This window comes from Fictibacillus tiangongensis, assembly GCF_048083785.1.
Classification (GTDB): domain Bacteria; phylum Bacillota; class Bacilli; order Bacillales; family Fictibacillaceae; genus Fictibacillus.
The window spans coordinates 2,448,268-2,470,974 of record NZ_CP182294.1; the positions used below are offsets into that span (position 1 = coordinate 2,448,268).

At 40.8% G+C, this 22,707-nt stretch carries 27 protein-coding genes and 1 riboswitch; of the genes, 1 reads left to right on the top strand and 26 read right to left on the bottom strand.

Features of this window, described 5'->3' with window-relative positions; translation table 11 throughout:
• Positions 1 to 8: 8 nt before the first annotated feature.
• From resA to ACNJYY_RS13225, 10 genes are all read right to left on the bottom strand, one after another.
• Positions 9 to 533 (bottom strand): thiol-disulfide oxidoreductase ResA, encoded by a 525-nt coding sequence (resA, locus tag ACNJYY_RS13180; protein ID WP_416731870.1) that lies wholly within the window; start codon positions 531 to 533, stop codon positions 9 to 11.
• A 54-nt stretch (positions 534 to 587) separates the two neighbouring features.
• The gene (locus tag ACNJYY_RS13185; RefSeq protein ID WP_144699303.1) at positions 588 to 1,334 is read right to left on the bottom strand and encodes a pseudouridine synthase; all 747 of its coding nucleotides are present in this window, start codon (positions 1,332 to 1,334) and stop codon (positions 588 to 590) included.
• A gap of 93 nt (positions 1,335 to 1,427) precedes the next feature.
• Entirely contained in the window at positions 1,428 to 1,961 is a 534-nt protein-coding gene (locus tag ACNJYY_RS13190) for a spore maturation protein (protein ID WP_066395796.1), read from the bottom strand.
• Positions 1,962 to 2,555, bottom strand: a complete 594-nt coding sequence (locus tag ACNJYY_RS13195; protein WP_144699302.1) for a nucleoside recognition domain-containing protein — start codon at positions 2,553 to 2,555, stop codon at positions 1,962 to 1,964. It abuts the gene before it with no gap.
• Entirely contained in the window at positions 2,549 to 3,724 is a 1,176-nt protein-coding gene (locus ACNJYY_RS13200; protein ID WP_416728869.1) for a D-alanyl-D-alanine carboxypeptidase family protein, read from the bottom strand. Before ACNJYY_RS13200 ends, ACNJYY_RS13195 begins: the two co-directional genes overlap by 7 nt.
• Positions 3,725 to 3,803: 79 nt before the next feature.
• Complete coding sequence (locus ACNJYY_RS13205) at positions 3,804 to 4,358, bottom strand: isoprenylcysteine carboxyl methyltransferase family protein (RefSeq protein ID WP_416728870.1); 555 nt, start codon at positions 4,356 to 4,358, stop codon at positions 3,804 to 3,806.
• Positions 4,359 to 5,435, bottom strand: coding sequence for a type III polyketide synthase (locus ACNJYY_RS13210; RefSeq protein WP_416728871.1), 1,077 nt, complete (start codon positions 5,433 to 5,435; stop codon positions 4,359 to 4,361). It abuts the gene before it with no gap.
• Between the two features lie 217 nt (positions 5,436 to 5,652).
• Positions 5,653 to 6,024 carry a hypothetical protein gene (locus tag ACNJYY_RS13215; protein WP_416728872.1) on the bottom strand — a complete coding sequence of 124 codons (372 nt, stop codon included), beginning with the start codon at positions 6,022 to 6,024 and terminating at the stop codon, positions 5,653 to 5,655.
• 17 nt (positions 6,025 to 6,041) lie between these two features.
• Positions 6,042 to 6,632 carry an SMC-Scp complex subunit ScpB gene (gene scpB / locus ACNJYY_RS13220; protein WP_416728873.1) on the bottom strand — a complete coding sequence of 197 codons (591 nt, stop codon included), beginning with the start codon at positions 6,630 to 6,632 and terminating at the stop codon, positions 6,042 to 6,044.
• 6 nt (positions 6,633 to 6,638) lie between these two features.
• The gene (locus ACNJYY_RS13225) at positions 6,639 to 7,382 is read right to left on the bottom strand and encodes a segregation/condensation protein A (RefSeq protein ID WP_416728874.1); all 744 of its coding nucleotides are present in this window, start codon (positions 7,380 to 7,382) and stop codon (positions 6,639 to 6,641) included.
• A gap of 134 nt (positions 7,383 to 7,516) precedes the next feature.
• Between ACNJYY_RS13225 and ACNJYY_RS13230 the strand changes: the two genes are divergently transcribed.
• A complete protein-coding gene (locus tag ACNJYY_RS13230; RefSeq protein ID WP_416728875.1) occupies positions 7,517 to 8,029 on the top strand; it encodes a DUF309 domain-containing protein in 513 nt (170 codons plus the stop codon).
• A gap of 64 nt (positions 8,030 to 8,093) precedes the next feature.
• Here ACNJYY_RS13230 and ACNJYY_RS13235 read toward each other — a convergent pair whose 3' ends face one another.
• From ACNJYY_RS13235 to deoB, 16 genes are all read right to left on the bottom strand, one after another.
• A complete protein-coding gene (locus ACNJYY_RS13235; protein ID WP_066395813.1) occupies positions 8,094 to 8,528 on the bottom strand; it encodes a peptidylprolyl isomerase in 435 nt (144 codons plus the stop codon).
• Positions 8,529 to 8,597: 69 nt separating this feature from the next.
• Positions 8,598 to 9,920, bottom strand: a complete 1,323-nt coding sequence (gene lysA, locus ACNJYY_RS13240) for a diaminopimelate decarboxylase (protein WP_416728876.1) — start codon at positions 9,918 to 9,920, stop codon at positions 8,598 to 8,600.
• Between the two features lie 93 nt (positions 9,921 to 10,013).
• A riboswitch (Lysine riboswitch) is annotated at positions 10,014 to 10,190 on the bottom strand.
• Positions 10,191 to 10,249: 59 nt separating this feature from the next.
• Positions 10,250 to 11,725: a spore germination protein gene (locus tag ACNJYY_RS13245; RefSeq protein ID WP_416728877.1), complete on the bottom strand. Its 1,476-nt coding sequence runs from the start codon at positions 11,723 to 11,725 to the stop codon at positions 10,250 to 10,252.
• Positions 11,706 to 12,284, bottom strand: a complete 579-nt coding sequence (locus ACNJYY_RS13250; protein ID WP_416728878.1) for a stage V sporulation protein AE — start codon at positions 12,282 to 12,284, stop codon at positions 11,706 to 11,708. The genes ACNJYY_RS13245 and ACNJYY_RS13250 overlap by 20 nt, the downstream gene beginning before the upstream one ends.
• Before the next feature lie 4 nt (positions 12,285 to 12,288).
• Positions 12,289 to 12,639, bottom strand: coding sequence for a stage V sporulation protein AE (gene spoVAE / locus ACNJYY_RS13255; protein ID WP_066395822.1), 351 nt, complete (start codon positions 12,637 to 12,639; stop codon positions 12,289 to 12,291).
• Position 12,640: 1 nt separating this feature from the next.
• Positions 12,641 to 13,657, bottom strand: a complete 1,017-nt coding sequence (spoVAD, locus tag ACNJYY_RS13260) for a stage V sporulation protein AD (protein ID WP_416728879.1) — start codon at positions 13,655 to 13,657, stop codon at positions 12,641 to 12,643.
• An 11-nt stretch (positions 13,658 to 13,668) separates the two neighbouring features.
• Positions 13,669 to 14,124, bottom strand: a complete 456-nt coding sequence (gene spoVAC / locus ACNJYY_RS13265) for a stage V sporulation protein AC (RefSeq protein ID WP_416728880.1) — start codon at positions 14,122 to 14,124, stop codon at positions 13,669 to 13,671.
• Positions 14,125 to 14,138: 14 nt separating this feature from the next.
• Entirely contained in the window at positions 14,139 to 14,561 is a 423-nt protein-coding gene (locus ACNJYY_RS13270) for a stage V sporulation protein AB (RefSeq protein WP_416728881.1), read from the bottom strand.
• Positions 14,551 to 15,171 (bottom strand): stage V sporulation protein AA, encoded by a 621-nt coding sequence (locus tag ACNJYY_RS13275; protein WP_416728882.1) that lies wholly within the window; start codon positions 15,169 to 15,171, stop codon positions 14,551 to 14,553. The genes ACNJYY_RS13270 and ACNJYY_RS13275 overlap by 11 nt, the downstream gene beginning before the upstream one ends.
• 1,027 nt (positions 15,172 to 16,198) lie before the next feature.
• Complete coding sequence (gene sigF / locus ACNJYY_RS13280) at positions 16,199 to 16,957, bottom strand: RNA polymerase sporulation sigma factor SigF (RefSeq protein ID WP_144699269.1); 759 nt, start codon at positions 16,955 to 16,957, stop codon at positions 16,199 to 16,201.
• A gap of 12 nt (positions 16,958 to 16,969) precedes the next feature.
• Positions 16,970 to 17,410: an anti-sigma F factor gene (spoIIAB, locus tag ACNJYY_RS13285; RefSeq protein ID WP_066395840.1), complete on the bottom strand. Its 441-nt coding sequence runs from the start codon at positions 17,408 to 17,410 to the stop codon at positions 16,970 to 16,972.
• 1 nt (position 17,411) lies between these two features.
• On the bottom strand, positions 17,412 to 17,762 hold the full coding sequence (gene spoIIAA, locus ACNJYY_RS13290) for an anti-sigma F factor antagonist (protein WP_197130817.1): 351 nt from the start codon (positions 17,760 to 17,762) through the stop codon (positions 17,412 to 17,414).
• Between the two features lie 115 nt (positions 17,763 to 17,877).
• A complete protein-coding gene (locus ACNJYY_RS13295) occupies positions 17,878 to 19,050 on the bottom strand; it encodes a D-alanyl-D-alanine carboxypeptidase family protein (RefSeq protein WP_416728883.1) in 1,173 nt (390 codons plus the stop codon).
• Between the two features lie 136 nt (positions 19,051 to 19,186).
• On the bottom strand, positions 19,187 to 20,491 hold the full coding sequence (locus tag ACNJYY_RS13300) for a pyrimidine-nucleoside phosphorylase (protein WP_416728884.1): 1,305 nt from the start codon (positions 20,489 to 20,491) through the stop codon (positions 19,187 to 19,189).
• A gap of 90 nt (positions 20,492 to 20,581) precedes the next feature.
• Positions 20,582 to 21,394, bottom strand: coding sequence for a purine-nucleoside phosphorylase (locus ACNJYY_RS13305; RefSeq protein ID WP_416728885.1), 813 nt, complete (start codon positions 21,392 to 21,394; stop codon positions 20,582 to 20,584).
• Between the two features lie 24 nt (positions 21,395 to 21,418).
• Entirely contained in the window at positions 21,419 to 22,603 is a 1,185-nt protein-coding gene (gene deoB / locus ACNJYY_RS13310) for a phosphopentomutase (protein WP_416728886.1), read from the bottom strand.
• Positions 22,604 to 22,707 lie beyond the last annotated feature (104 nt).

The window sequence follows — 22,707 nt, forward strand, 5'->3', positions numbered from 1 at the left end:
TCACCCCGTTACGGCTTTATTTTTTCCATGAAGGAAATAATTTTTTTCTCTGATAATGATTCACTCGTCCGTTCCACTACTTTTCCGTTCTTATCGATCAGTATTGTAGTTGGAATCGGTCCTATACCGTAAGCTTTTGTTACTTCTCTTTGTTTGTCCATAGGAACAGGAAAGCTCATGCGATAGCGATCAACAAAATTTTTAACGGATACGTCTGTTTCGCTAACGTTTACAGCAAGTATTTCTACACCCTGATCTTTGTACTTCTCGTATTGTCTTTGCATATAGGGCATCTCTCGTTCACACGGTTTACACCACGTACCCCAGAAGTTTAAGAAAACACCTTTACCACGATAATCTTCTAACTCTACTTGTTTGCCATTCAGATCGGTTAGCACAAAATTTGGAGCCGTATCGCCTTTACTTATGTATGTACCTGACTCTTCATTCATACTGTTGTAGATCGTATAACCGACCGCAACAACTAAAATGGCAAGCAGAGCAGAGCGAAACCACAACCTGTTTTTTTTCAACATCCATCCGCTCCTTTAAGCCGCTTCCATTTTACTATAACTTGAAAAAAAAGCCTATCTACGGCTTTTTTTTGACGTTTGTGTGACAGCCAGATTTCTAAGCTGTTTGATTTCATGTGGAGTAAGTTCTCTAAACTCACCTGGATTCAAGCCTTTAAGATCTAAATAGCCATATCTTTCACGCTTTAATTTCATAACAGGAGTTCCGATCGCTTCTAACATACGCTTAACTTGACGGTTCTTTCCTTCATGAATCGTAAGCTCGATGATCGCTGTTCCTTTTTTCTTATCGATCGATGTTACTTTCACTTTAGCAGGAGCTGTCATTCCGTCCTCTAAGCGAATTCCTCTTTCAAGTTGCTTGATTCTTTCTCTTGAAGGAATTCCTTTTACTTTTGCAATGTATACTTTATCGAGCTGATAGCGTGGATGCATAAGTACGTTCGCAAACTCGCCATCGTTCGTCATGATGATGGCACCTGTCGTATCATAATCCAATCTTCCAACAGGGAACACGCGCTGTTCGATGATGTCTTTAAAATAATCAGCTACTACTTTTCTTCCCTTATCATCCGAAACTGCCGTGATCACACCTGAAGGTTTATACATCAAAAAATAAACGGGTTGTTCCCGTTGAATTTGAATCTCATTCACTTCAATCTTATCTTTCGTACCTACTTTTGTGCCGAGTTCGGTCACTACATTTCCGTTCACTTTCACTTTGCCTTCACGTATTAACTCCTCTGCTTTTCTTCTGGAAGTTACGCCGCTTTGGGCAATTACCTTTTGCAATCGTTCCATGATTTCACCTCATGTCTCATCATACCTTCATTATTCGTAATTCTCAACCTCAGTAAACGTAAAAAAGAGCCATAACGGCTCTTTTTTGTCGAATTATGAGTAAAACAAGAGAGAGATTACAGCTATAGATGCTAAAAACCCTATCAAATCAGCTAATAATCCTACTTTTAACGCATATTTCATCTTTTTAATACCAACTGCTCCAAAATAAACGGTAAGCACATAGAACGTTGTATCCGTGCTTCCTTGTATCGTAGAAGCGAGTCTCCCGATAAACGAATCCGGCCCGTGTGTTGCGATTAAATCTGAGGTCATTCCAAGAGCGCCTGTTCCTGAGATCGTCCTCATAAGACCTAGCGGAACCACTTCTGCTGGAATATGAAACAATGAAAATAGCGGACGCATCGCCATCATGACATAATCAAGAGCTCCTGAAGCCCGAAAAACTGAAATGGCAACAAGCATACCGACTAAAAAGGGGATGATGTTGATCGCGATCGAAAAACCTTCTTTACCCCCTTCTACAAAAGTCTCATAAGTCGGGACTTTTTTATAAGTACCATATAAAAGGATGAATCCGATCAAAAAAGGAATAAACCAAATGGAAAAGGATTGTACGATCGACATCTATTTCCCTCCCTTAGGTAAAGAGCGGTAATAATAATATCGATCTATCAAAATAGCACCTACTGTTGAAATGGCGGTCGCAATCAAGGTTGGCGCAACGATATCAGTCGGCGATGCAGAATTATAACTCATCCTGATCGCGATGATCGTCGTTGGAATGAGAGTAATACTTGATGTGTTGATCGCAAGAAGCGTGATCATCGATCTACTTGCTTCATTTTTACCGCCATTTAAAATCTTGAGTTGTTCCATTGCCTTTATACCCATTGGTGTTGCAGCGTTTCCTAACCCAAGCAAGTTAGCCGCCATATTTGAAAGAATGTACCCTTGAGCAGGATGATCCTTTGGTATATCAGGAAAAAGACGCTTAACGATTGGGCGAAACAGGATCGCCAATACTTCTAATAAGCCGCCTTTTTCTGCGATCTTCATGATTCCTAACCAGAATACTAAAATACTGATCATTCCAAAACTTAACGTGACTGCTTCTTTTGCACTCGTAAAAATCGCTTCGTTCACTTTATCCATCGTGCCGTTAATACCTGCCACAATGAAGCCGATTACCATCATTCCTACCCAGATGTAATTCACCATAGGCGATTGTCTTCCTTAGCTACAAAAAACAACTTGTTGAAAATGCTCTTAAATGACGACCATAGACCTCCCTGATCAGGTTTGATCAATGCTTTGCCATCGTAATAAAGGGGAAGATCAGCGATTCTCGTTTCCTTTAAATCTACGAAATACCTCCCAACGGGTTTAGGCACTTTTTCTTTTTCCCACTTGCCCGACTTTGGAAGTTCATACAACTGGATGGAAGAAGAGATCTGCCCGATCTCTTCTTTTTGTAAAGGGTAAGTGAACGTTCGAGCCGCTTCTACTTTCCCTTTGTATCCTTTATCTTTAATACCGGAAATTTCGCCTTCTTTGATCAGTTCTGTCATCTTAAATGAATGAAAGCCCCACTCAAACAAATTACGATGATCATCCCAGTCGTTTGGATCGTTCAGTGTAACAGCAATCAGTTCCATTCCGTCTTTTTCTGCAGTTGATACCAGGGTTCGCTTTGCACGTTTGGTATATCCTGTTTTGCCACCAGTGGAATATTTATAGAGCTTTAGCATCTTATTCTTGTTCCGCCACACTCTATCCCACTTTTCACCGGTTTGTTCTGATCGATAGACCTTGGTCGATGACACGTCTTTAAACGTATCATTATTCATCGCATACTTCGTTAATATAGCCATATCGTAAGCGGTGGAATAATGATCTTCATGAGTATCCAGTCCATGTGGATTTCTAAACCGAGTGTGCTTCATACCAATCTCTTCTGCTTTTTGATTCATCAAATAGGAAAAGCCATCCAGACTTCCTCCTACATGCTCAGCGATCGCAACAGCTGAATCATTACCAGATCGTAGCATCAAGCCATAAACTAAGTCTTTTAATGGTATCTTCTCACCTGGTTTTAAATAGAGGGATGACCCTTCAGTTCGTGAGGCAGCTTCCGTTATGGTCACCGTATCGTTCATCTTTCCTGATTCTATCGCAAGGATTGCAGTCATGATCTTCGTGATACTTGCTATTCTCATGGGGCGATGTTCATTGCGCCCATACAATACTCTTCCAGATGATTGCTCCATCAACACAGCAGCATTTGCTGATACACCGGGTTCAGCTTTTGCTTCTTGCGGGAATGCAGCAAGGATAAGCAAACAGATCATAACGAGCAGCAATGGTTTTCGTTTTAAGGTTCGTTTCATTCATAATCCCGCCCTTTAGGTGTTTTGTAAAAGTTTATGCAAACAAGGACAGGTTATGAATGGGATTTACTTCCGCAAATTATTGAGAAGGAAAAAATCGTTGTTTTTGACCATGGCTTTTTTCGTAGTCTGTTAGTGCCATGAGTGCTTTTTCTTCAGCAGGTATCCGCACTCTTAACATAAAGATATTTAATATCGTGAAAAGTATAGCCGTAAAATAAGCACCAAAAATGAGGGGCATGACTAAAAGTTCCAAGGAGACTACCGTATAGTTGGGATGTCTCATAAAACGATATGGACCTTTTGCTACTACATTCGCACCAGGTAACAGAATAATCTTCGTATTCCAAAACTCGCCTAATGACGAAATGGCCCATACACGAATTACTTGCGCCATTAAAAACAGCACGAAAGGAACAATCCACCAGCTAGGCGGCTGTGCTTTAAATACATACACTTCAATAAAGAAAACAACAAAGAAAGCTACGTGCATCGAAACCATCCATTTATAATGATCTTTCCCAGCTTCTACAGCACCTTTACGCAAAAGCTTCTTTTCGTTAGATTTAGCGACCCTTACTTCTGCTAATCTCTGTACGATAAGAAATCCCCAAAATAGAAAAAACCAGTTCATCTACTTCCTCCATTCCACTAAAAGAAGTTCAGAAGAAAAACCTGGTCCTAAAGCAGCCATCACACCAAGGTCTCCCTCATCTTTTTTTGTTTGCATAAAATTTTTCAAGACATAGAAAACGGTCGCAGATGACATATTTCCATTTTCCCGTAAGACGTCTCTTGACACATCGGTCTTGGACAACGGTATCCCTAGTGCATCCACGTATGCTTGTAAAACTTTCTTACCGCCAGGGTGTGCAATAAAGTGTTTGATCTGTTCTCCAGCAAGCTGATTTCGGTCTAAAAACTCATCTACGTTTGGTTTCAGCCACGTACGGATAACGTTTGGAATATCTCTTGAAAAGACAACATACAAACCCGTGTCCTTTACTTCCCAACCCATCACATCTTCAGAGTGCGGCTTTAATGTGGACATCGTGTCTTTTATGTAAGGAGATACTTCTGATGTTTTGGCTGTATCAGACTCATCTCCGCAAATTAGTGCACAAGCTACTCCATCCGCAAACAAAGAAGTCCCTACTAGATTGCTCTTAGATAGGTCTTCATGCTGAAATGTGAGTGAACAAAGCTCTACACTTAAAACGAGGACGTTTGACTTTGGGTATGCCTTACAATAATCGTGAGCTCTGGAGAAACCTGATGCACCCCCGGCACATCCTAATCCCCATATAGGAATTCTTTTAGTGTGTGATGAAAATGGCAGGATGTTCATGATTCTAGCTTCGATACTCGGAGTAGATAAACCCGAACTAGAAATAAAAAAAATAGCATCAATGTCTTCATATGATATGTTTAAGCTTTGATCAGACATGACCTTTTCGATACATTCTGCTCCTAAATTTGTTGCAAAGTCTATGTATAAATCATTTTTTTCTTGAAAACTTCTTTTTTCTTTAAACCAATCTATAGGCATCGCGAAATAACGTGATTCGATCTCACCATTCTGAAAAACATTAAGCAAGCGTTCAATATCAGAAAACGCGTCTTGAAATAGGTTTCTTGCAAATTCCATGGTTTGATCTTGAGAAAGTTTATGAGGTGGATTTATTGTTTCTACTGCTGCTATTCTTGGCAATTGATCTCTCTCCTTCGGCTGCATATCCTTTTTTAGTAATTTACCCTTAAACAGCCTTTTAAAACGAAGACTTAAAAATATGCTGTATACACATACATTGCTGCTTTTTCGAATGTAGTTGATTTCGCTACAGGTTGCTCGCTTTTCGCGTGCATAGTCTCACACGTCAAACTCCATTCAATGTACAATAAAAAACAGCCAATGATTTTTGGCTGTTTTACTGTGTCATTTGTTTTAAGTTAGTTAGATGTGAACTTAGCAACTCTTCATTTGGTGGAATGAATAGATTTCTAAATTCCTCATAGTTGTTGATATAGCTTCGTTTTCGTATAAGATATGCAGGATCCTTAAGCAGTGCTGTAAGAGCCGCAATCTGTGTTACCTTAAAGAAGCTCAAGTAATCTTTCCAAAAGTCATGGTGTGTTAATTCCTCTTGAAGTTTTTCTTCAAAATACCTTACATAAAGAAGATAAAAAGTTTGAGTTTTTCCGCTAAGTTCATAGGTCACTTCTGAACGGTTAAAAAAATCTTCTGATGTATTCGGCTTTTCTTTTTCTAACTCCATACCATCGATATGTTGAATCAACAATGCATGACTCCCCCTTGCTATTCATCGGTAGTTAGTGATTCTTGAAACTTAGAAAAAAACAGATCTGCTTCTTGTTCTACATTTTCTTCCTGGATGTTCTCAGGAAGTGGAGGCAGCTCTTTTACACTTTGCAGACCAAAATGTTCTAAGAATGCTTTCGTTGTGCCATATAATATCGCTCGTCCCGTTCCTTCTGCTCTTCCCACTTCTTTTACTAATCCTTTTGCAGATAGAGTCTGCAGCGGTTTCTCCGTTTTTACACCTCTTACTTCTTCGATCTCTGACCTTGTAATCGGCTGTTTATAAGCAATGATTGCAAGCGTTTCAAGGGCAGCTTGTGAAAGTGTTGCATGACCAGGTGTTTCAACGAGGCGTTCGTAAAAGGAAGCATGTTCAGGCTTTGTTACAAATTGAAGGGATCCTGCATATTCAACAATTGACATCCCTCGTTCTGATGAAGCATAACTTTGTTTTAATTCTTCAATGATGGGATCAAGTTCTTTGCTGTCGATCTCCAGCACTTGAGCGATCTGTTTTCTGTCGATGCCTTCATCTCCACTGACAAAAAGCAAACCCTCAACAATCGCTTTATATTCATTTCGTTCCAAATCGTATTACTCCTCTAACATCGTTATATATATTTCGCTAAAATGATCTTGTTGCTCGCAATTAATTGATTTTACTTTCATAAGTTCTAATATAGCAAGAAAGGTAACAACGACATGTTCTTTTGTACTCTTATCAAAAAGGTCTGTAAATTTTTTTCGCCCGCCTACGGAAAGAAGAGAGGTTTTTATCTGTTCCATCCTTCTTTCGATCGGAATCTCTTGCCGTTCAATGGTCGTTTGTCTTGGTGCTCGCGTGACCTTTTCTTGAAAGACTTTTTGCATCGCTTGCAACATATCATAAAGCGTTACATTGGTCACTTGCTTTGCCGACTCTTCTTTTTCAAATTGAGAAAGATCAGCAGGCTGACGGGTGTATATTAAACTTCTTGCCGATTCTCTTTCTTTAAGTTCATCAGCAGCGTGCTTGTACTTTCTATATTCAACGAGTCTTCTTACTAACTCATCTCTTGGATCTTCTTCCATCTCAAGTTCCATTTGGTTCTCAAAGAGCTCTTCTTCATGCTTTGGCAGGAGCATCTTGCTTTTAATCGCAAGAAGAGTAGCAGCCATGACTAGAAATTCACTTGCTACATCAAGTTTAAGTTCTTTCATCGTATGTATATATTGAAGGTATTGCTCAGTTATGATGGCTACCGGAATATCATAAATATCCACTTCGTAGGTTTGTATCAAATGAAGCAGTAAGTCTAGCGGACCTTCAAATCCATCAAGCTTCACACTATATTGCATAACATTTCCCCAGTTTTTAAGCGATTTTGTATTATAAAATTATATCATATTTTGTGACTCTCGCGGCTTGTTTTTATTCATGCTGTGCATATGGTAAACTTAAAGTCGAGCTTAGTAAGGGGCGTGAACGATCATTGACTTATCCAAAACCATGGATACAATACTTGGTGCATTTTCATAGAGATCAAGATTACTTTGAATGTCATGAGGTGCTTGAGGAGCATTGGAAGAACGAGGGAATGAAAGGGGATCTGTGGCCTGGATTGATTCAGCTTGCAGTAGCTCAATATCACCATCGGCGCGGCAACAATAACGGAGCTAAACGAATGATCCTGAGTTGTAAAATAAAGCTGCAAAAAGAGGAATCAGCACTGAAAGAACTCGGAATAGAAGTTGAACCATTTCTTGAACTGCTCGATAGAAGTATACAAAGGATCGAGCAAAAGCAGCCTTTTGAATCTATAGCTCTTCCCCTATCGATGGACTTATTTCAAACATGCTTACTAGAAGCAAATGCAACAGAAGAAACTTGGGTGTCACAAACCAATACGAATGATACTATCATTCACAAGCACTCATTAAGAGATCGCTCTTCTGTAATTGAAGAACGAAACAGGCAAAAACTGAAAAAGAACAGAACCTTATAAAAAATCATTTTAAATAGAAAAGCTCCGGATCTTATCGAATCCGGAGCTTTCCTTCGTCTAGGAATTATTCTTCCCAAACTTTAACTTCTTTCATTACATCGCCTTGTTTAATACGAAGGACAGTTTCCAAACCTTCTGTAACTTGTCCAAAAACAGTATGAACGCCGTTTAAATGCGGCTGTGGCTCGTGTACGATAAAGAATTGACTTCCACCTGTATCGCGGCCAGCATGCGCCATAGAAAGAGAACCTGCTACGTGCTTATGCGGGTTTCCTTCTGTTTCACAAGGGATCGAATAACCAGGGCCGCCAGCTCCAGTTCCTGTTGGATCTCCACCTTGAGCAACAAATCCAGGGATAACACGGTGGAACGTTACACCGTTGTAAAATCCTTCGTTTGCAAGTTTTTCAAAGTTTTCTACTGTTCCAGGTGCTTCCTCCTGATACAGATCAAATACAATTTTCTCGCCGTTTTCAAATTCAATTGAACCTTTTTTCATAAAAAACAGGCCTCCTTCTACTTCATTCAACTACCATTGTACGGTTAAATGGCTGCTCCGTAAACTAATTTACACAAAAACATTCGATTTTAGCGGAACATCGTTCTTGATAAGGTCTTCATACGATTCACGCTTTACTACCAGCTGTTCTTCACCGTTCTCTACAAAAACCACAGCCGGCCGTTGGATTCTATTGTAGTTGCTCGCCATACTATACCCGTAAGCACCGGTACAGGAAACAGCTAAGAAGTCGTGATCACATACTTCTGGCAAGTCGATGTCCCAGATCAACATATCGCCACTCTCACAGCATTTGCCTGCGATTGATACCGTTTGAGTTGGTTCTGCGTTCATCTTATTTGCTACGAATGCTTCATATTTTGCTTGATAGAGTGCAGGACGAATGTTATCTGTCATCCCACCATCGATGGAAACATAGTGTCTTACTCCTTCGATCTCTTTTTGCGAGCCGATCGAATAGATAGTCGTACCTGCATCACCTACGAGTGAACGGCCTGGTTCGATCCAAAGTTCAGGCAGATCTTGCCCTTCAAAGTGAATCATCTGCTTCTTCACTTCTTCAATCATCGCAGATACGTACTGATCAGGAGAAAGCGGCGTATCCTCTGATGTATATTGTATACCGAACCCGCCTCCAAGATTTACGACACTTGGAAAATAGCTATAGCTCTCTTCCCACTTCTTAAAATGTCCGAACAATTTTTCGATCGCCAGAGTGAATCCTTCTGTTTCAAAAATTTGAGATCCAATATGACAGTGAATGCCTAAAACGCGAAAGCCTTCAAATGCAAGTACTTCTTGAAGTGCCTTGTCACCTTGCCCATTTCCTAGATCAAATCCAAACTTGGAGTCCTCTTGACCGGTTATGATGTAATCATGGGTATGCGCTTCGATCCCTGGAGTTAAACGCAGTAAGATATCTACTTTTTTGTTCAGTTTGCTGCTCAGCATTTTTAACAATGAGATCTCATGAAAGTTATCCACTACTATACAGCCGACTCCAGCGGTAAGGGCAAATTCTAATTCTGCTAAGCTCTTGTTGTTTCCATGAAAGTGTATTCTTTCAGGTGGAAATTCGGCTTGAAGTGCTGTATAAAGTTCACCGCCTGAAACTACATCGAGACTTAGTCCTTCTTGCTCGATGAGCTGAAACATAGCGATCGATGAAAAAGCTTTTGAGGCATAAGCGACTTGATATCCAACCCCATTTTCCTCGAAGGCTTTTTTAAAGCCTCTAGCTCTATTTTTAATTAAGGATAGATCATATAGATAAAGCGGTGTTCCGTATTTTTTTGCAAGCTCTACCGTATCTAAACCACCGATCCAAAGATGCTGATTATCTCCAATTCTTGATGTTCCGTGTAAATTCACAAAAAATCCCCTCTCGTTGTTGATAGAGAATTCAATCCCGACAAATACAAAAGACAGCCGCAACTAAGGCAGGCTGTCATAACCGTACCCTCATGTCGGAATAGCTCTCCACTACAGTTGTAGTGACAGTCCGTTGCTTGTTCAGCAGCGGCCCAGCATAAAAAGAGATGGAGCTCTTCTTACACTTCGGCAAATTGACCTTTCAACATATTTCATCGTCTTCCAAGAACTCCATATGCTACTCATTCGTTTTGCGCCTCTACCTCATATGAGGCATATTTAATTAGTTATGAATTTAACACAATTTTCAACAATCAGCAAGGGACAGATTAATTAGTTGGCTGTTTTTTGGTGTTCTGCGGATGTACGATACTCGGACGAACTTTTGAGAGTGGTACAGCTATCCGAACGACGATCTGCAGAAACGCTTTTGGATTAAATGGTAAGAGCGGCCATAGGTATGGTGTGTTCAGATTCTTGATCGTCGCCATATAGATCACCATCAAGGTAAATCCGATAATAAAACCGGGTACTTTAAAGAGCATAACCATGGCTATTAAGAACAGCCGCAGGACTTTGTTTGCGATACTCAGTTCATAACTAGGTGTGGAGAAGGATCCGATCGCAGCTATCGCAACATATAGAATAACTTCAGGTACGAATAAACCTACATCAATTGCGATCTGACCGATCAATACGGCGGCGATCAGACCCATGGCGGTCGATAGTGCACTCGGTGTATGAATGGCAGCGAGTCTTAGAATATCAATCCCGATCTCCGCGAAGATAATCTGTAGAAACAACGGGATATTCGTATGTTTATTAGGACCGATAAAATCGATGAAAGGAGGTAACAGCTGCTCTTCCATCGAGAATAACAGCCACATCGGCACTAAGAAAACAGAAGCAAGCATCCCTGTAAAACGTGTCCACCTTAAAAATGCCCCGATAAATGGCGTCTGCCTAAACTCTTCTGCATGCTGCACATGGTGAAAAAGTGTAGTCGGTGTGATGATAACACTTGGTGATGTATCTGTAATGATTAATACATGACCTTCCATCAAGTGCTGTGCAGCAACATCAGGTCTCTCTGTGTAACGAACTAAAGGAAAGGGGTTCCAGCCTTGTTTTACAATGAACTCTTCGATCGTCTTATCTGCCATCGGAATACCATCGATCTCAATGGAGTTCAGTTCTTTTCTAATCAGATCAACGAGACCAGGATCAGCTACATCTTGAATATAAGCGAGACACACATCTGTTTTGGACCGTTCCCCCACTTGAAGGATCTCGTGCCGTAATCGTTCATCTCTGATACGCCTTCTTGTAAGAGCAGTATTGATGATAATATTTTCCGTGTATCCATCACGCGCTCCCCTGACCACTTTCTCAATGTCTGGTTCTTCTGGTGATCTTCCTGGATAACTTCTGACATCAACAACAAAAGCTTCTTCTTCTCCGTCTATGAATATAACGATCAGTCCTGAAAGCATACGGTCTACTGCTTCATCCAACGACTTCGTAATCTCTACTTGCTGATGTGCGAGGTGGTTATGTACGAGATCTTTTACTTTACTCGGTGCGCGATGACCATGATCCATATCCATCAGTTCACGATAGATCATGATGATGAACTCACTGTCGCAGAGTCCCGTACAATAATACAGCTGAAGTTCCTTTTTTAAGACAAAGATCTTTCTTACACCAACATCAAAACTCACACCAATACCGAGTCGTTCTTTTAAAAATCTTTCCGTATCTTCGATGTTCTTACTGATCGGTGTTTTATTTTTTTCGGTTGCCAAATGATTCGCTCCTTTCTAATATGAGTTGAATCGCTTTTACTGTGATCGGAGCCCCTTTTTCAATAGAATCAAAACCTGCCATTTTTCCGATGTCCCCCACACCTACAACGAAAGGAAGATTTAATTCGTCGAGGATGTAGACGGTATCCCCGTTTATCCTTCCTGTTTCAAGGTCAGGGATTCCACTCTTATCAATACCGAATTCTGTTAATTCTCCATATCGGTCCATCGAACAATGAACTTTTGTCCATTCTGTAAAATGTGTTTTGGATGCAACTGCTACAGCACCAATCACATCGATATCCTTCTGCTGATGAATATACCTCATCGCATGTTCGCCAGGCCCTTCTCCTTTATACCCACAGTCATCAAACATCACAAGCACAGGGTCATGAGGTGTTTTTCGGATCATCTCTACCAGCTCTATACCGCTTTTTCGTGTTGGATTTCCCCAAGATTGTGAAATACAGCGTCCTCCAACTTGTTTAGCCGCATGCTCGACGACTCGGAGTGCATACAGATCTCCATCCGTTATGAAAATGACCCGTTTCTTCACCATGTGATCACCCCTTTGGTTCGAAGATGACTGCTACTAAAAACCCAAACAAAACAGCGGATGAGATTCCGGCAGATGTTAACTCAAAGATTCCCATGGCAATACCGATAAAGCCATGTTCTTCAGCTGAAGCCATCGCTCCGTGAAGAAGGGAATGACCAAAACTTGTGATTGGAACCGTTGCACCTGCACCGGCAAATTTGATCAAATTATCGTAAATACCAAAAGCATCTAGAAGTGCACCGATAACGACAAAGGAAGTCGTTACATGAGCGGGGGTCAGCTTCATGACATCCATCATCAGCTGTCCCACAACACAGATTGCTCCTCCAATTAAGAACGCCCAAAAAAATTCCATCTTATAGCCCTCCTTCCGTTCGCTCAAGAACGACGCCGTGAGCAACCGTCGGAATACTCTCTTTTTGTTGAATCATTACAGGGTTTAACAAGGCACCCGTTGCGACCATTAAAACTTTCTTCAGATTGCCTTTTCGAATCTCGTCTAAGATATACCCGTACGTAACGACTGCAGAACACGCACATCCACTGCCTCCAGCAAAAACTTGCTGACCGCTGCGATAGATCATCAATCCGCAATCTCGATGATTGTCAGACACATCATAGCCTTGTTCTTTTAATAGCATCTTAAGGATCGGTGCACCCACTCCCGATAGATCACCTGTCGCGATCAAATCGTACTCATCAGGCTGTACATCCAACTCTTTAAAATGTGCCGCGATCGTGTCAGCAGCTGCAGGAGCCATCGCTGATCCCATATCGAAAGGATCTTTGATTCCTAAGTCCACTACTTTTCCAACCGTTGCTGATGTGATTCTAATATCAGATACCTCTTTGCTCACAAGTGCAGCACCTGCACCTGTTACGGTAAACGTAGCAGTATCTGGCTTTTGCCCGCCGTATTCGGTAGGATATCTGAACTGTCTTTCAGCTGTAGCGTTGTGGGAGCTTACTGCTGCTACGATTCGATTGGCATAACCTCCATCCACTAAAGCCGCACCTAATGCGAGTGATTCCATTGATGTTGAACATGCCCCGAACACACCTAGAAAGGGTATTCCGTTTCCTCTGGCTGTATAGTTCGCCGAAACAATCTGGTTTAACAAGTCTCCTGCCAACAAGAAATTGATATCTTCAGGCTTCATCTTTACTTTTTGTAAACAAGCATTGATCGCATCTTCCATCAACTGACGTTCAGCAAGTTCCCAATTCTTTTGTCCGCAGTGCAGGTTGTTATACGTTTTATCGAAATAGCTGCCTAAAGGCCCTTCGCTTTCCATCGGACCTACTGCTGTACCTGCAGCATTTAAGTAAATATTATTTGAAAATTTCCATGTTTGTCTTCCTAATAAATTCATGCCGTCTCTCCTTATGTCAAATGCTGAAAGATGTAGCGGATCATACCAAAAACGTAGGCGGAAACCGCTCCGAATACTATTACAGCTCCAGCTAGTTTGAACAGATTTGTAGCCACTCCAAGCACTAAACCTTCACTTTTATGTTCTAATGCCGCACTCGTAACCGCGTTAGCAAACCCTGTTACCGGCACAACAGAACCTGCACCGGCGAACTGACCGATCTTGTCGTATACTCCAAGCCCCGTAAGTAATGCAGCGATTAGAATGAGAGTGGCAACAGTCGGATTTCCTGCAGTTTCTTCTGTAAAATTAAAGTAAGTCATATAAAACATTTGGATCGCTTGACCGATCGTGCAGATGATTCCACCTACTAAAAAAGCTTTTAAACAATTTAATAAATATGGCGGTTTAGGCTGGATCGACTTAATCTTCTCGGCATATGCCTGCTGCTCTTCTTTTGTTGCCATCGTACAATCACTCCTTAATGATTAATGTAGTACATCCAATGAAACAAAGATCCTGATATCTTCCCAAGTACAATCGCCATTAATATGATGATAATTTTCTCTCCGAACCCTACTCTTTTGGCGAGAATCGGAAGTACGTTCAATACTTCTGTTAATGCTGCGGCTAACATCCCAATAAAAATTCCGGTAAACAGACCAATCGGTACTAGAAAGAAAGCTGGAAACCCAACCGAACTGTTTCTTAAATTCATCCAACCTCCGATTACAGCACCTAATATGATGCTCAATTCATAACCTCTGATATATCGATACGTTTTAGAGAGCTGCATCAGCCTAGGTACGATGCCAAGAACCGTTATAAGAGCGACAAGACCAGATCCTACTGTTATTCCACCACCAAAACCGATAAAGGCAACGAGCAGTACTTTAATTCCCATTGATCTTCTTCTCAGTTTCTTTGTTCTCATGAACGATCACATACTGATCAAGGTCTTGCTGATAATTAAACATCTCAACTTCCAAAGGACTTGGTTCTTCATTAAGTCTTTTTCGGAAAAGATGGTTAAAGAAAAGAATCATGCCTAGACCGAGACCGAACGAATAGGGAATCTGGAGTAATAGAGGCTGCTCTTTATAATGCCCCGTGATCATAAAATAGATTTTCTGGTGAACAAGCTGCATGCTTACATCTTCATGAAAATTCATGATCGCAAGAGCTGATCCAGTAAAAAGGAGAAGCCAAACCAAGACAAAATATACTGGAGCCAGCTTTTTTTGTTGCATTTGAATCTCTAGAATCGATTGTGCTGGTCCGATGGTCTGGACGTCTAAGCCTGGCTTTTTCTTTTGAATCGTAGCGATCACACGCATGACATCGATCACAATCAAATGCTTATCTTCAGGGGTTACTTCGTGGATAACATATCCCTTGATGGTTTCTTCTAATTCATCAGATGCTACGACCTGTGCAACTCCACCAATCGTGACTTTCTGATGCTGAATGACCTGTACACGTTGACGCATACGCAGGTATACTGTTTTATCCAATTTTCACTTCACCTCTTTCTAAGCGCATTTGTGTTTAGTATGCGATTGAAGAATTCTTATCATGCTTCACATGTAACAACATCCAAAAACTACCACAAAAACACGTTTAGTGGTTTATGGATATTTTTGAAAGTGGTTTATTTCCGTTTCAGGTACTCCCTTTCCGCGGGGCGACCGGTGAGCCACTTGCCGCTTTGCGCCTCTAAGTGTCTCACCTGACCGCTCGTCCCGCAGGAGTCTCGCACCTTACACTACAATCAACCTATTCAGCGAAGTTTAGGTAACATTAAAGATGTTGAAACTTTAGTTTGAAAGTCATAACTTAAGTACAGAAGACTCTTGGTTAAATTCGTGAATAAAAGGCTTTTAAAATTTCTTTTTCATTTCCTATTCAAGTTGATTGGAGCGCAAAAGTTGCCTGCCACATGAGAATCTTCTCTGCAAGGCAAGTGTTAACAGGGAGCTCACTTCGGAAGGATTACCTTTCTAGAGGGAGGAGCAAGAATAGAACCTTGAAGCGGACAAGACAGTCTAAAAAAAGTGGCAAGTTAAGGACCGATATTCAAAATTGGCCGGGAAATGAATGCGCAGTTTACCTTCTTAACTGTTCACCTTTAATCTCGAAGGGCTAAGACTAGTGTAGACTTTTACTACGGATAGCGGTAGAAGCTCATCTTTCACTCCTTTCAACTTAATCAGTGATGTTATAGGTAATGCTAAAAGCTGTAGAAACTTTAATTTGTGAATTAATACTAAAGATCAATAATCTTGAACAAGCCTCTTGATGTAACGCCTGAATAAAAGGTTTTTCTACACGTTTTGCTTTTAAATGCTTTTTTCTACTCCATTGAAAGTTGATTGGAGCGGAAGGTTGCCGACTCCTATGGGACGAGCGTGCAGGTGGAGACTCCTAATGGCGCAAAGCGGCAGGAGGCTCACCGTTCGCCCCATGGAAAGCGTGCAACCTGGAGCGGAGATCAACTCTCTTACAGGTTCTTGAAAAAAGCAAAAAAACCAGATAGGACGTTTAAGTCTCCATCTGGTTTTTCATAAACAATAATATTTTCTTTTCGAGTCTGGATACCTGAACTTGAGAAATGGCCAGCCGGTCGGCTACTTCGGATTGCGTTTGGTCTTTAAAATACCTTAAATAAACAATCAGCCGTTCTCTCTCATCAAGTTTATCCATAATATCTTTTAACGCGATCTTATCGAACCACTTGTTTTCCGAATGATCGGAAATCTGGTCGAGCAGTGTAATGGGATCACCATCATTCTCATAAACAGTTTCATGAATCGACTGTGGTGCTCGTACAGCATCCTGCGCCATAATAACATCTTCCACTGCGATCTCTAGAAATTCTGCCACTTCTGAAATGGTAGGTGTTCTCCCAAGTGATTTAGAAAGTTCATCTTTTGCTTTACGCACTTTGTTACCGGTCTCTTTTAATGATCTGCTGACTTTAACAGTTCCATCATCTCTGATGAAGCGCTGTATCTCACCGATGATCATAGGCACCGCATAGGTGGAGAACCTAACATCATACGAAAGATCAAATTTATCAACAGATTTTAATAGCCCGATAGAGCCGATTTGAAAGAGGTCATCAGCTTCATAACCTCTGTTTAAAAAGCGCTGAACCACAGACCAGACAAGCCGCATGTTCTTTTCAACAATCGTATCACGTGCTGACTGATCTCCATCCTGACTCTGTTTGATCAATAACTTAATCTCTTCATCCTTAAGAAACGGTTCACTTTTGCTGCCTTTCACCTCGACATCCATAGACATACTCCCTTAATTACACATAGCTTTATTTTTGGTTAAGTATTTTGTCAAATGAATCGTTGTTCCGTAAGACGGTTCTGAGATGACTTCTACACTATCCATAAAATTCTCCATGATCGTAAAACCCATTCCTGAGCGTTCTAACTCAGGCTTAGATGTATAAAGGGGCTGCCTTGCTTGATCAAGATCACGAATCCCTAATCCTTCGTCACGAATCGTGAGGTGGATCGTATCTTCTTCAATAGCGGCTTCAATATAAACCATGCCAGTCGCTTTGTTCTCGTATCCGTGAATGATCGCATTCGTTACCGCTTCAGAAACAACTGTTTTGATCTCTGTCAGTTCATCAACAGTCGGATCGATCTGTGCGATAAACGCAGCAACCGTCACACGCGCGAAAGATTCATTCTGACTTAACGCTGAAAACTGAATCTTCATCTCATTTCTCATTTTAAGCCACCCCCAAAGCCTGAAGGGCAAGCTCTTCATCTTCTTCAAGCTTGATAATCTTAAATAGTCCTGACATCTCAAAAAGACGTTTTACCGCTGGAGATATGGCGCATACCACCATCTCACCATTCTGACTCTTGATCTGTTTATAACGCCCTAATATAACGCCTAACCCTGAACTATCCATGAAACTCAAACCTTCTAAATTTAAGACAATATGATTTACCGTATGCTTCCTCAAATAATCTTCAACTTGTGACCGAAGCATGTCTGCTGTATGGTGATCAAGTTCTCCGTCTAAGCGGATGCATAATACGGTGTGTTTAAGTTCCAAATTGACAGCTAATCCCACGCTATCCTCTCCTTCTTTTTTGGATAACGTGAATTTTCTATAAAAAAAGACGAATTCCTTCACTCTTGACAAAACTAGTGGGAATTCGCCTATAACTGTCAAGAAACCTTGTAAGTTATGAGGATTTTGACATTTGTCCTGCTGTTCGTTTAAAAAGTTTCCACCAAGATGCTTTTTTCACCGTCTCTGATGCCAATACTGGACTTTCAGTAATGAGCTCGTTCCCGTTGTAAATTTTTAAAGAACCAATCTGCTGTCCCTTTTTAACCGGTAATTTCAAATCTTTATCTACGTTTACTTCTGTTTTTACTTTTTTTGCTGTCTCGCCTCTTTTCAATAAAAGAGAAATATGTTCAGAAGTAACGACAGGAAGCTTAGACTTTTCTGCTTTCTGGACTTTAACTTCTTTTACGATCTCATGCCTTGCATAGAGTTTTTTCGTTGAGAACTGAGTAAAAGCATAGTCTAACATTGACGTGACCTGTGCGTTTCGGTCTTTAGGAGAAGGTGCTCCCATAACAACTGCGATTACTCTCATACCGTTCTTGTTTGCTGTAGCTGTTAAACAATATTTTGCTTCATTCGTAAAACCTGTTTTCAATCCATCTACACCAGGATAAAATTTTACAAGTCTGTTTGTATTAACAAGCCAAAACTTCTTGTCGGTTTCTTCTCTTAAATAATCTTCATAAAGTCCCGTGAACTTTGTTACTTCTTCATGTTTAAGAAGTTCTTTTCCCATGATCGCCATATCATGAGCAGATGTGTAATGACCTGCTGCAGGAAGGCCCGTAGGATTTTTAAAGAAGGTATCGTTTAAACCGAGTTCTTTCGCTTTATCGTTCATACGATTTACAAAAGAATCAACAGAACCCGCGATATGTTCAGCCATAGCGACTGATGCATCGTTAGCGCTTCCGATCGCTATACCTTTTACCATGTCTTCTACACGCATCTCTTCACCAGGTTCAAGGAAGATCTGAGATCCACCCATGCTCGCCGCATATTCGCTTACACGGATCTTATCGTTCCAGCTGATCTTACCTTTATCGATCGCTTCCATGATCAATATCATCGTCATGATTTTTGTCATGCTCGCTGGCGGCAGCTTCTCATGGCTATTCTTTTCGAACAATACACTCCCACTATCTTGTTCCATTAAAATGGCTGAGTGGCTCTGTTCTGCAAGCTTTATCTTTTCTTTTGATTTTTCTGCTGCATCAGCTTTTGGAATTGCAAATGAAGCCAGCAAACAAATACTTAGTAGACCTGAAATAACGCCTTTCATACAGTTCCCTCCATTCATATAGTTATATTTTTTCCATAATTTTTCACTTTATACCGGATCTTCCAACCATTTCAAAGTTCTTGAAGATAAAAAAATGACTCAAGAGTTTGAACTCTTGAGTCACCTTGCACATCCATTATTTTTTAATTTCTTTGTATACGAGCGGAGGAGCTTCTACAGCATCTTTTGAGATCGTATAAGCATCACGGATCTTCTTCTTCACATCTTCTACATTCTCAGTGTTGCTGTAGATCGTAACGAGTGAATCACCTTTTGAAACGCGATCTCCAACTTTCTTGTTCAGCATCAAACCAACAGCAAGATCGATCTCTGATTCCTTAGTTGCGCGTCCCGCACCTAAAATCATAGCAGCAGTTCCAATCTCGTCTGCAACAATTTCAGAAACATAGCCGTCTTCGTCTGCAGTCAACTCAAAAGTATGCGCAGCTTGTGGCATTCTTTCAGGATGATCTACTACTGATTCGTCTCCACCTTGAGCTTTTAAGAATACTTTTAACGTTTCAAGCGCTTTTCCTGAAGCGATTACTTCTTTTAACATCTCACGTGCTTGTTCTAAAGAATCTGCTTTTTTCGCCAGATATACCATGTGAGAACCTAATGTTAAGCAAAGCTCTTCAAGATCTTTTGGTCCCTTGCCACTAAGCGTATCGATCGCTTCTTTGATCTCTAAAGCATTTCCGATCGCCAGTCCTAGAGGTTGGCTCATATCAGAGATAACGGCCATCGTATTACGTCCTACTGCATTCCCGATCTTTACCATCGCGTTCGCTAGTTCTTCTGCATCTTCTGGAGTTTTCATGAATGCTCCTGCACCTGTTTTTACATCAAGTACGATTGCATCTGCACCAGCTGCGATCTTTTTACTCATGATAGAGCTCGCGATCAATGGGATTGAGTTAACCGTTGCCGTAACGTCACGAAGTCCATACAACTTTTTATCAGCAGGTGTAAGGTTTCCACTTTGTCCGATAACAGCAAGTTTATTTTTATTTACTAAATCAATGAATTCTTGGTTGTCGATCTCAACGTGGAATCCAGGAACAGCTTCTAATTTATCGATTGTTCCACCTGTATGGCCAAGTCCTCTTCCAGACATTTTCGCTACAGGTACATCAAGCGCAGCAACTAGAGGAGCTAGCACAAGAGTGGTTGTATCACCAACTCCGCCTGTTGAGTGCTTGTCTACTTTAATCCCTTCGATCGCAGAAAGATCAATCTGATCACCTGACTCAACCATCGCCATTGTTAGATGAGCCCGTTCTTCAGTAGTCATATCTTTAAAATATACAGCCATGGCAAATGCAGACATCTGATAGTCAGGAATATCACCGTTTGTATAGTTTTGAATAATAAAATCGATCTCCGCTTTTGTTAGTTCTTTTCCATCACGCTTTTTTTGAATCAAATCAACCATTCTCATGTTAATAGCACCACTTTCTTATCACTTTACATATGAAGATATTTTTTAAAAAGTTAATTAAAATACTTTGGAACCTATACGACTGAACCCTTAGATTTCCTTAACGATTCCTTTAACTAAAGAAAGGAAATTGGATTTTACCATCTCTGTTGTTTCCATTACCTCATCATGTGTTAACGGTTGATCCAGGATTCCTGCAGCCATATTAGAAATACAAGAAATACCCAGAACTTTCATTCCAGCATGACGAGCGATGATTACTTCTGGAACCGTAGACATGCCAACAGCATCTGCTCCCCATACACGAAGCATTCTTACTTCTGCGGGTGTTTCATAGGAAGGGCCTGTATTTCCAGCGTAAACCCCTTCTTTTAATGAGATGTTTAAGTCTTTTGCTACATTGCGCGCAATATCTTGCAGTGATAACGTGTAAGCTTCACTCATATCTGGAAAACGAACGCCAAACGAATCATCATTTGCACCAATTAGCGGATTGTTGCCGAAGTTATTGATATGATCCGTGATCAGCATAAGGTCTCCAGCCTCAAAATCCTTGTTCACCCCGCCTGCAGCGTTCGTTACAACGATTGTTTCTACACCGATCAGTTTCATCACACGAACAGGGAACGTTACTTTTTCCATTGAGTACCCTTCGTAATAATGAAAACGTCCTTGCATCGCTACTACTTGTTTTCCAGCCAGTTCACCAATAACAAGCTGACCAGCGTGACCTTCTACAGTGGAAACAGGAAACTCAGGAATATCTGAGTATGGAATAACAACCGGATTTTGAATTTCTTCAGCTAGAATACCTAGACCAGAACCTAAGATCAAACCTATTTTTGGAGCTGATGTAAGTTTCGATTGGATAAATTCAGCAGATGTTTGTAATTGTTTTGACATGTTCATTTCCCCCTTAACATAACTTTAAAGTTGATTTAAAAAGCTTTGACCGATACTAGGTTTTTTCACATCATAAATCTCAGCGATGGTCGCACCAATATCAGCGAACGTATTACCTACGCTAAGTTCTTTACCTTCTTTAATGCCTTTGTAATATACCATCAATGGCACATATTCACGTGTGTGATCTGTTCCATGATGAACAGGATCGTTTCCATGATCCGCCGTAATGATAAGCAGATCATCTTCTTTTAGCTTTTCTAGAACTTCTGGTAATCGAGCATCAAATTCTTCTAATGCTTGTCCGTAACCTTTAGGATCTCTTCTATGTCCGAACAATGCATCAAAGTCGACCAAGTTTAAAAAGTTAAGACCTGTAAAGTCTTCATCCATAGATTTCACAAGCTTGTCCATTCCATCCATGTTCGATTTCGTGCGAATGGCTTTTGTTACACCTTCACCATCAAAGATATCAGAGATCTTACCTAGTGCGATGCTGTCGTAACCTGCGTCTTCTAACTCGTTCATTACCGTTCTTCCGAATGGTTTTAAAGCGTAGTCGTGACGGTTAGACGTTCTTTCAAAGGCTCCTGGCTCACCTTTAAACGGACGAGCTATGATTCTTCCCAGCATATACTTGCCATCACGTGTCATTTCTCTTGCCGTTTCACAAATCTCGTATAATTCTTCAAGTGGAACAACATCTTCATGAGCTGCAATCTGAAGTACTGAATCAGCAGACGTGTAAATGATCAACTTACCTGTATTCACATGTTCTTCTCCAAGCTCAGTAATAATTTCTGTACCTGAAGCTGCTTTGTTGCCAAGAATTCCTCTGCCCCATTTTTCAGTAAGCATATCCATCAATTCATCTGGAAAGCCATCTGGAAACGTTTGAAAAGGTTCCTTAATATGAAGTCCCATGATCTCCCAGTGCCCCGTCATTGTATCTTTACCATTTGAAAGTTCAGGTAGTTTCGCGTAATGACCGATTGGATTCGTTGCCTTTTCAACACCCTCCATCGTCGAATCAATATTTCCAAGTCCAAGCTTCTCCATATTTGGAACGTTGAGGCCATTCATCTCACGAGCAATATGGCCTAGCGTGTGAGCTCCTTTGTCTCCAAATTTTTCTGCATCTGGCGCTTCACCAATTCCTACAGAATCCATTACAACTAAAAAAGTTCTCTTAAAACGTGATTGTTTCATCTTGTCCTCCTGAAATTCGTACATTCACTTATTTACTATTTCCTTTTAGCAGTAACAACAAACAAATCCTTGATGATGTCAGAAGTCTGACATCTTGTTTAAAA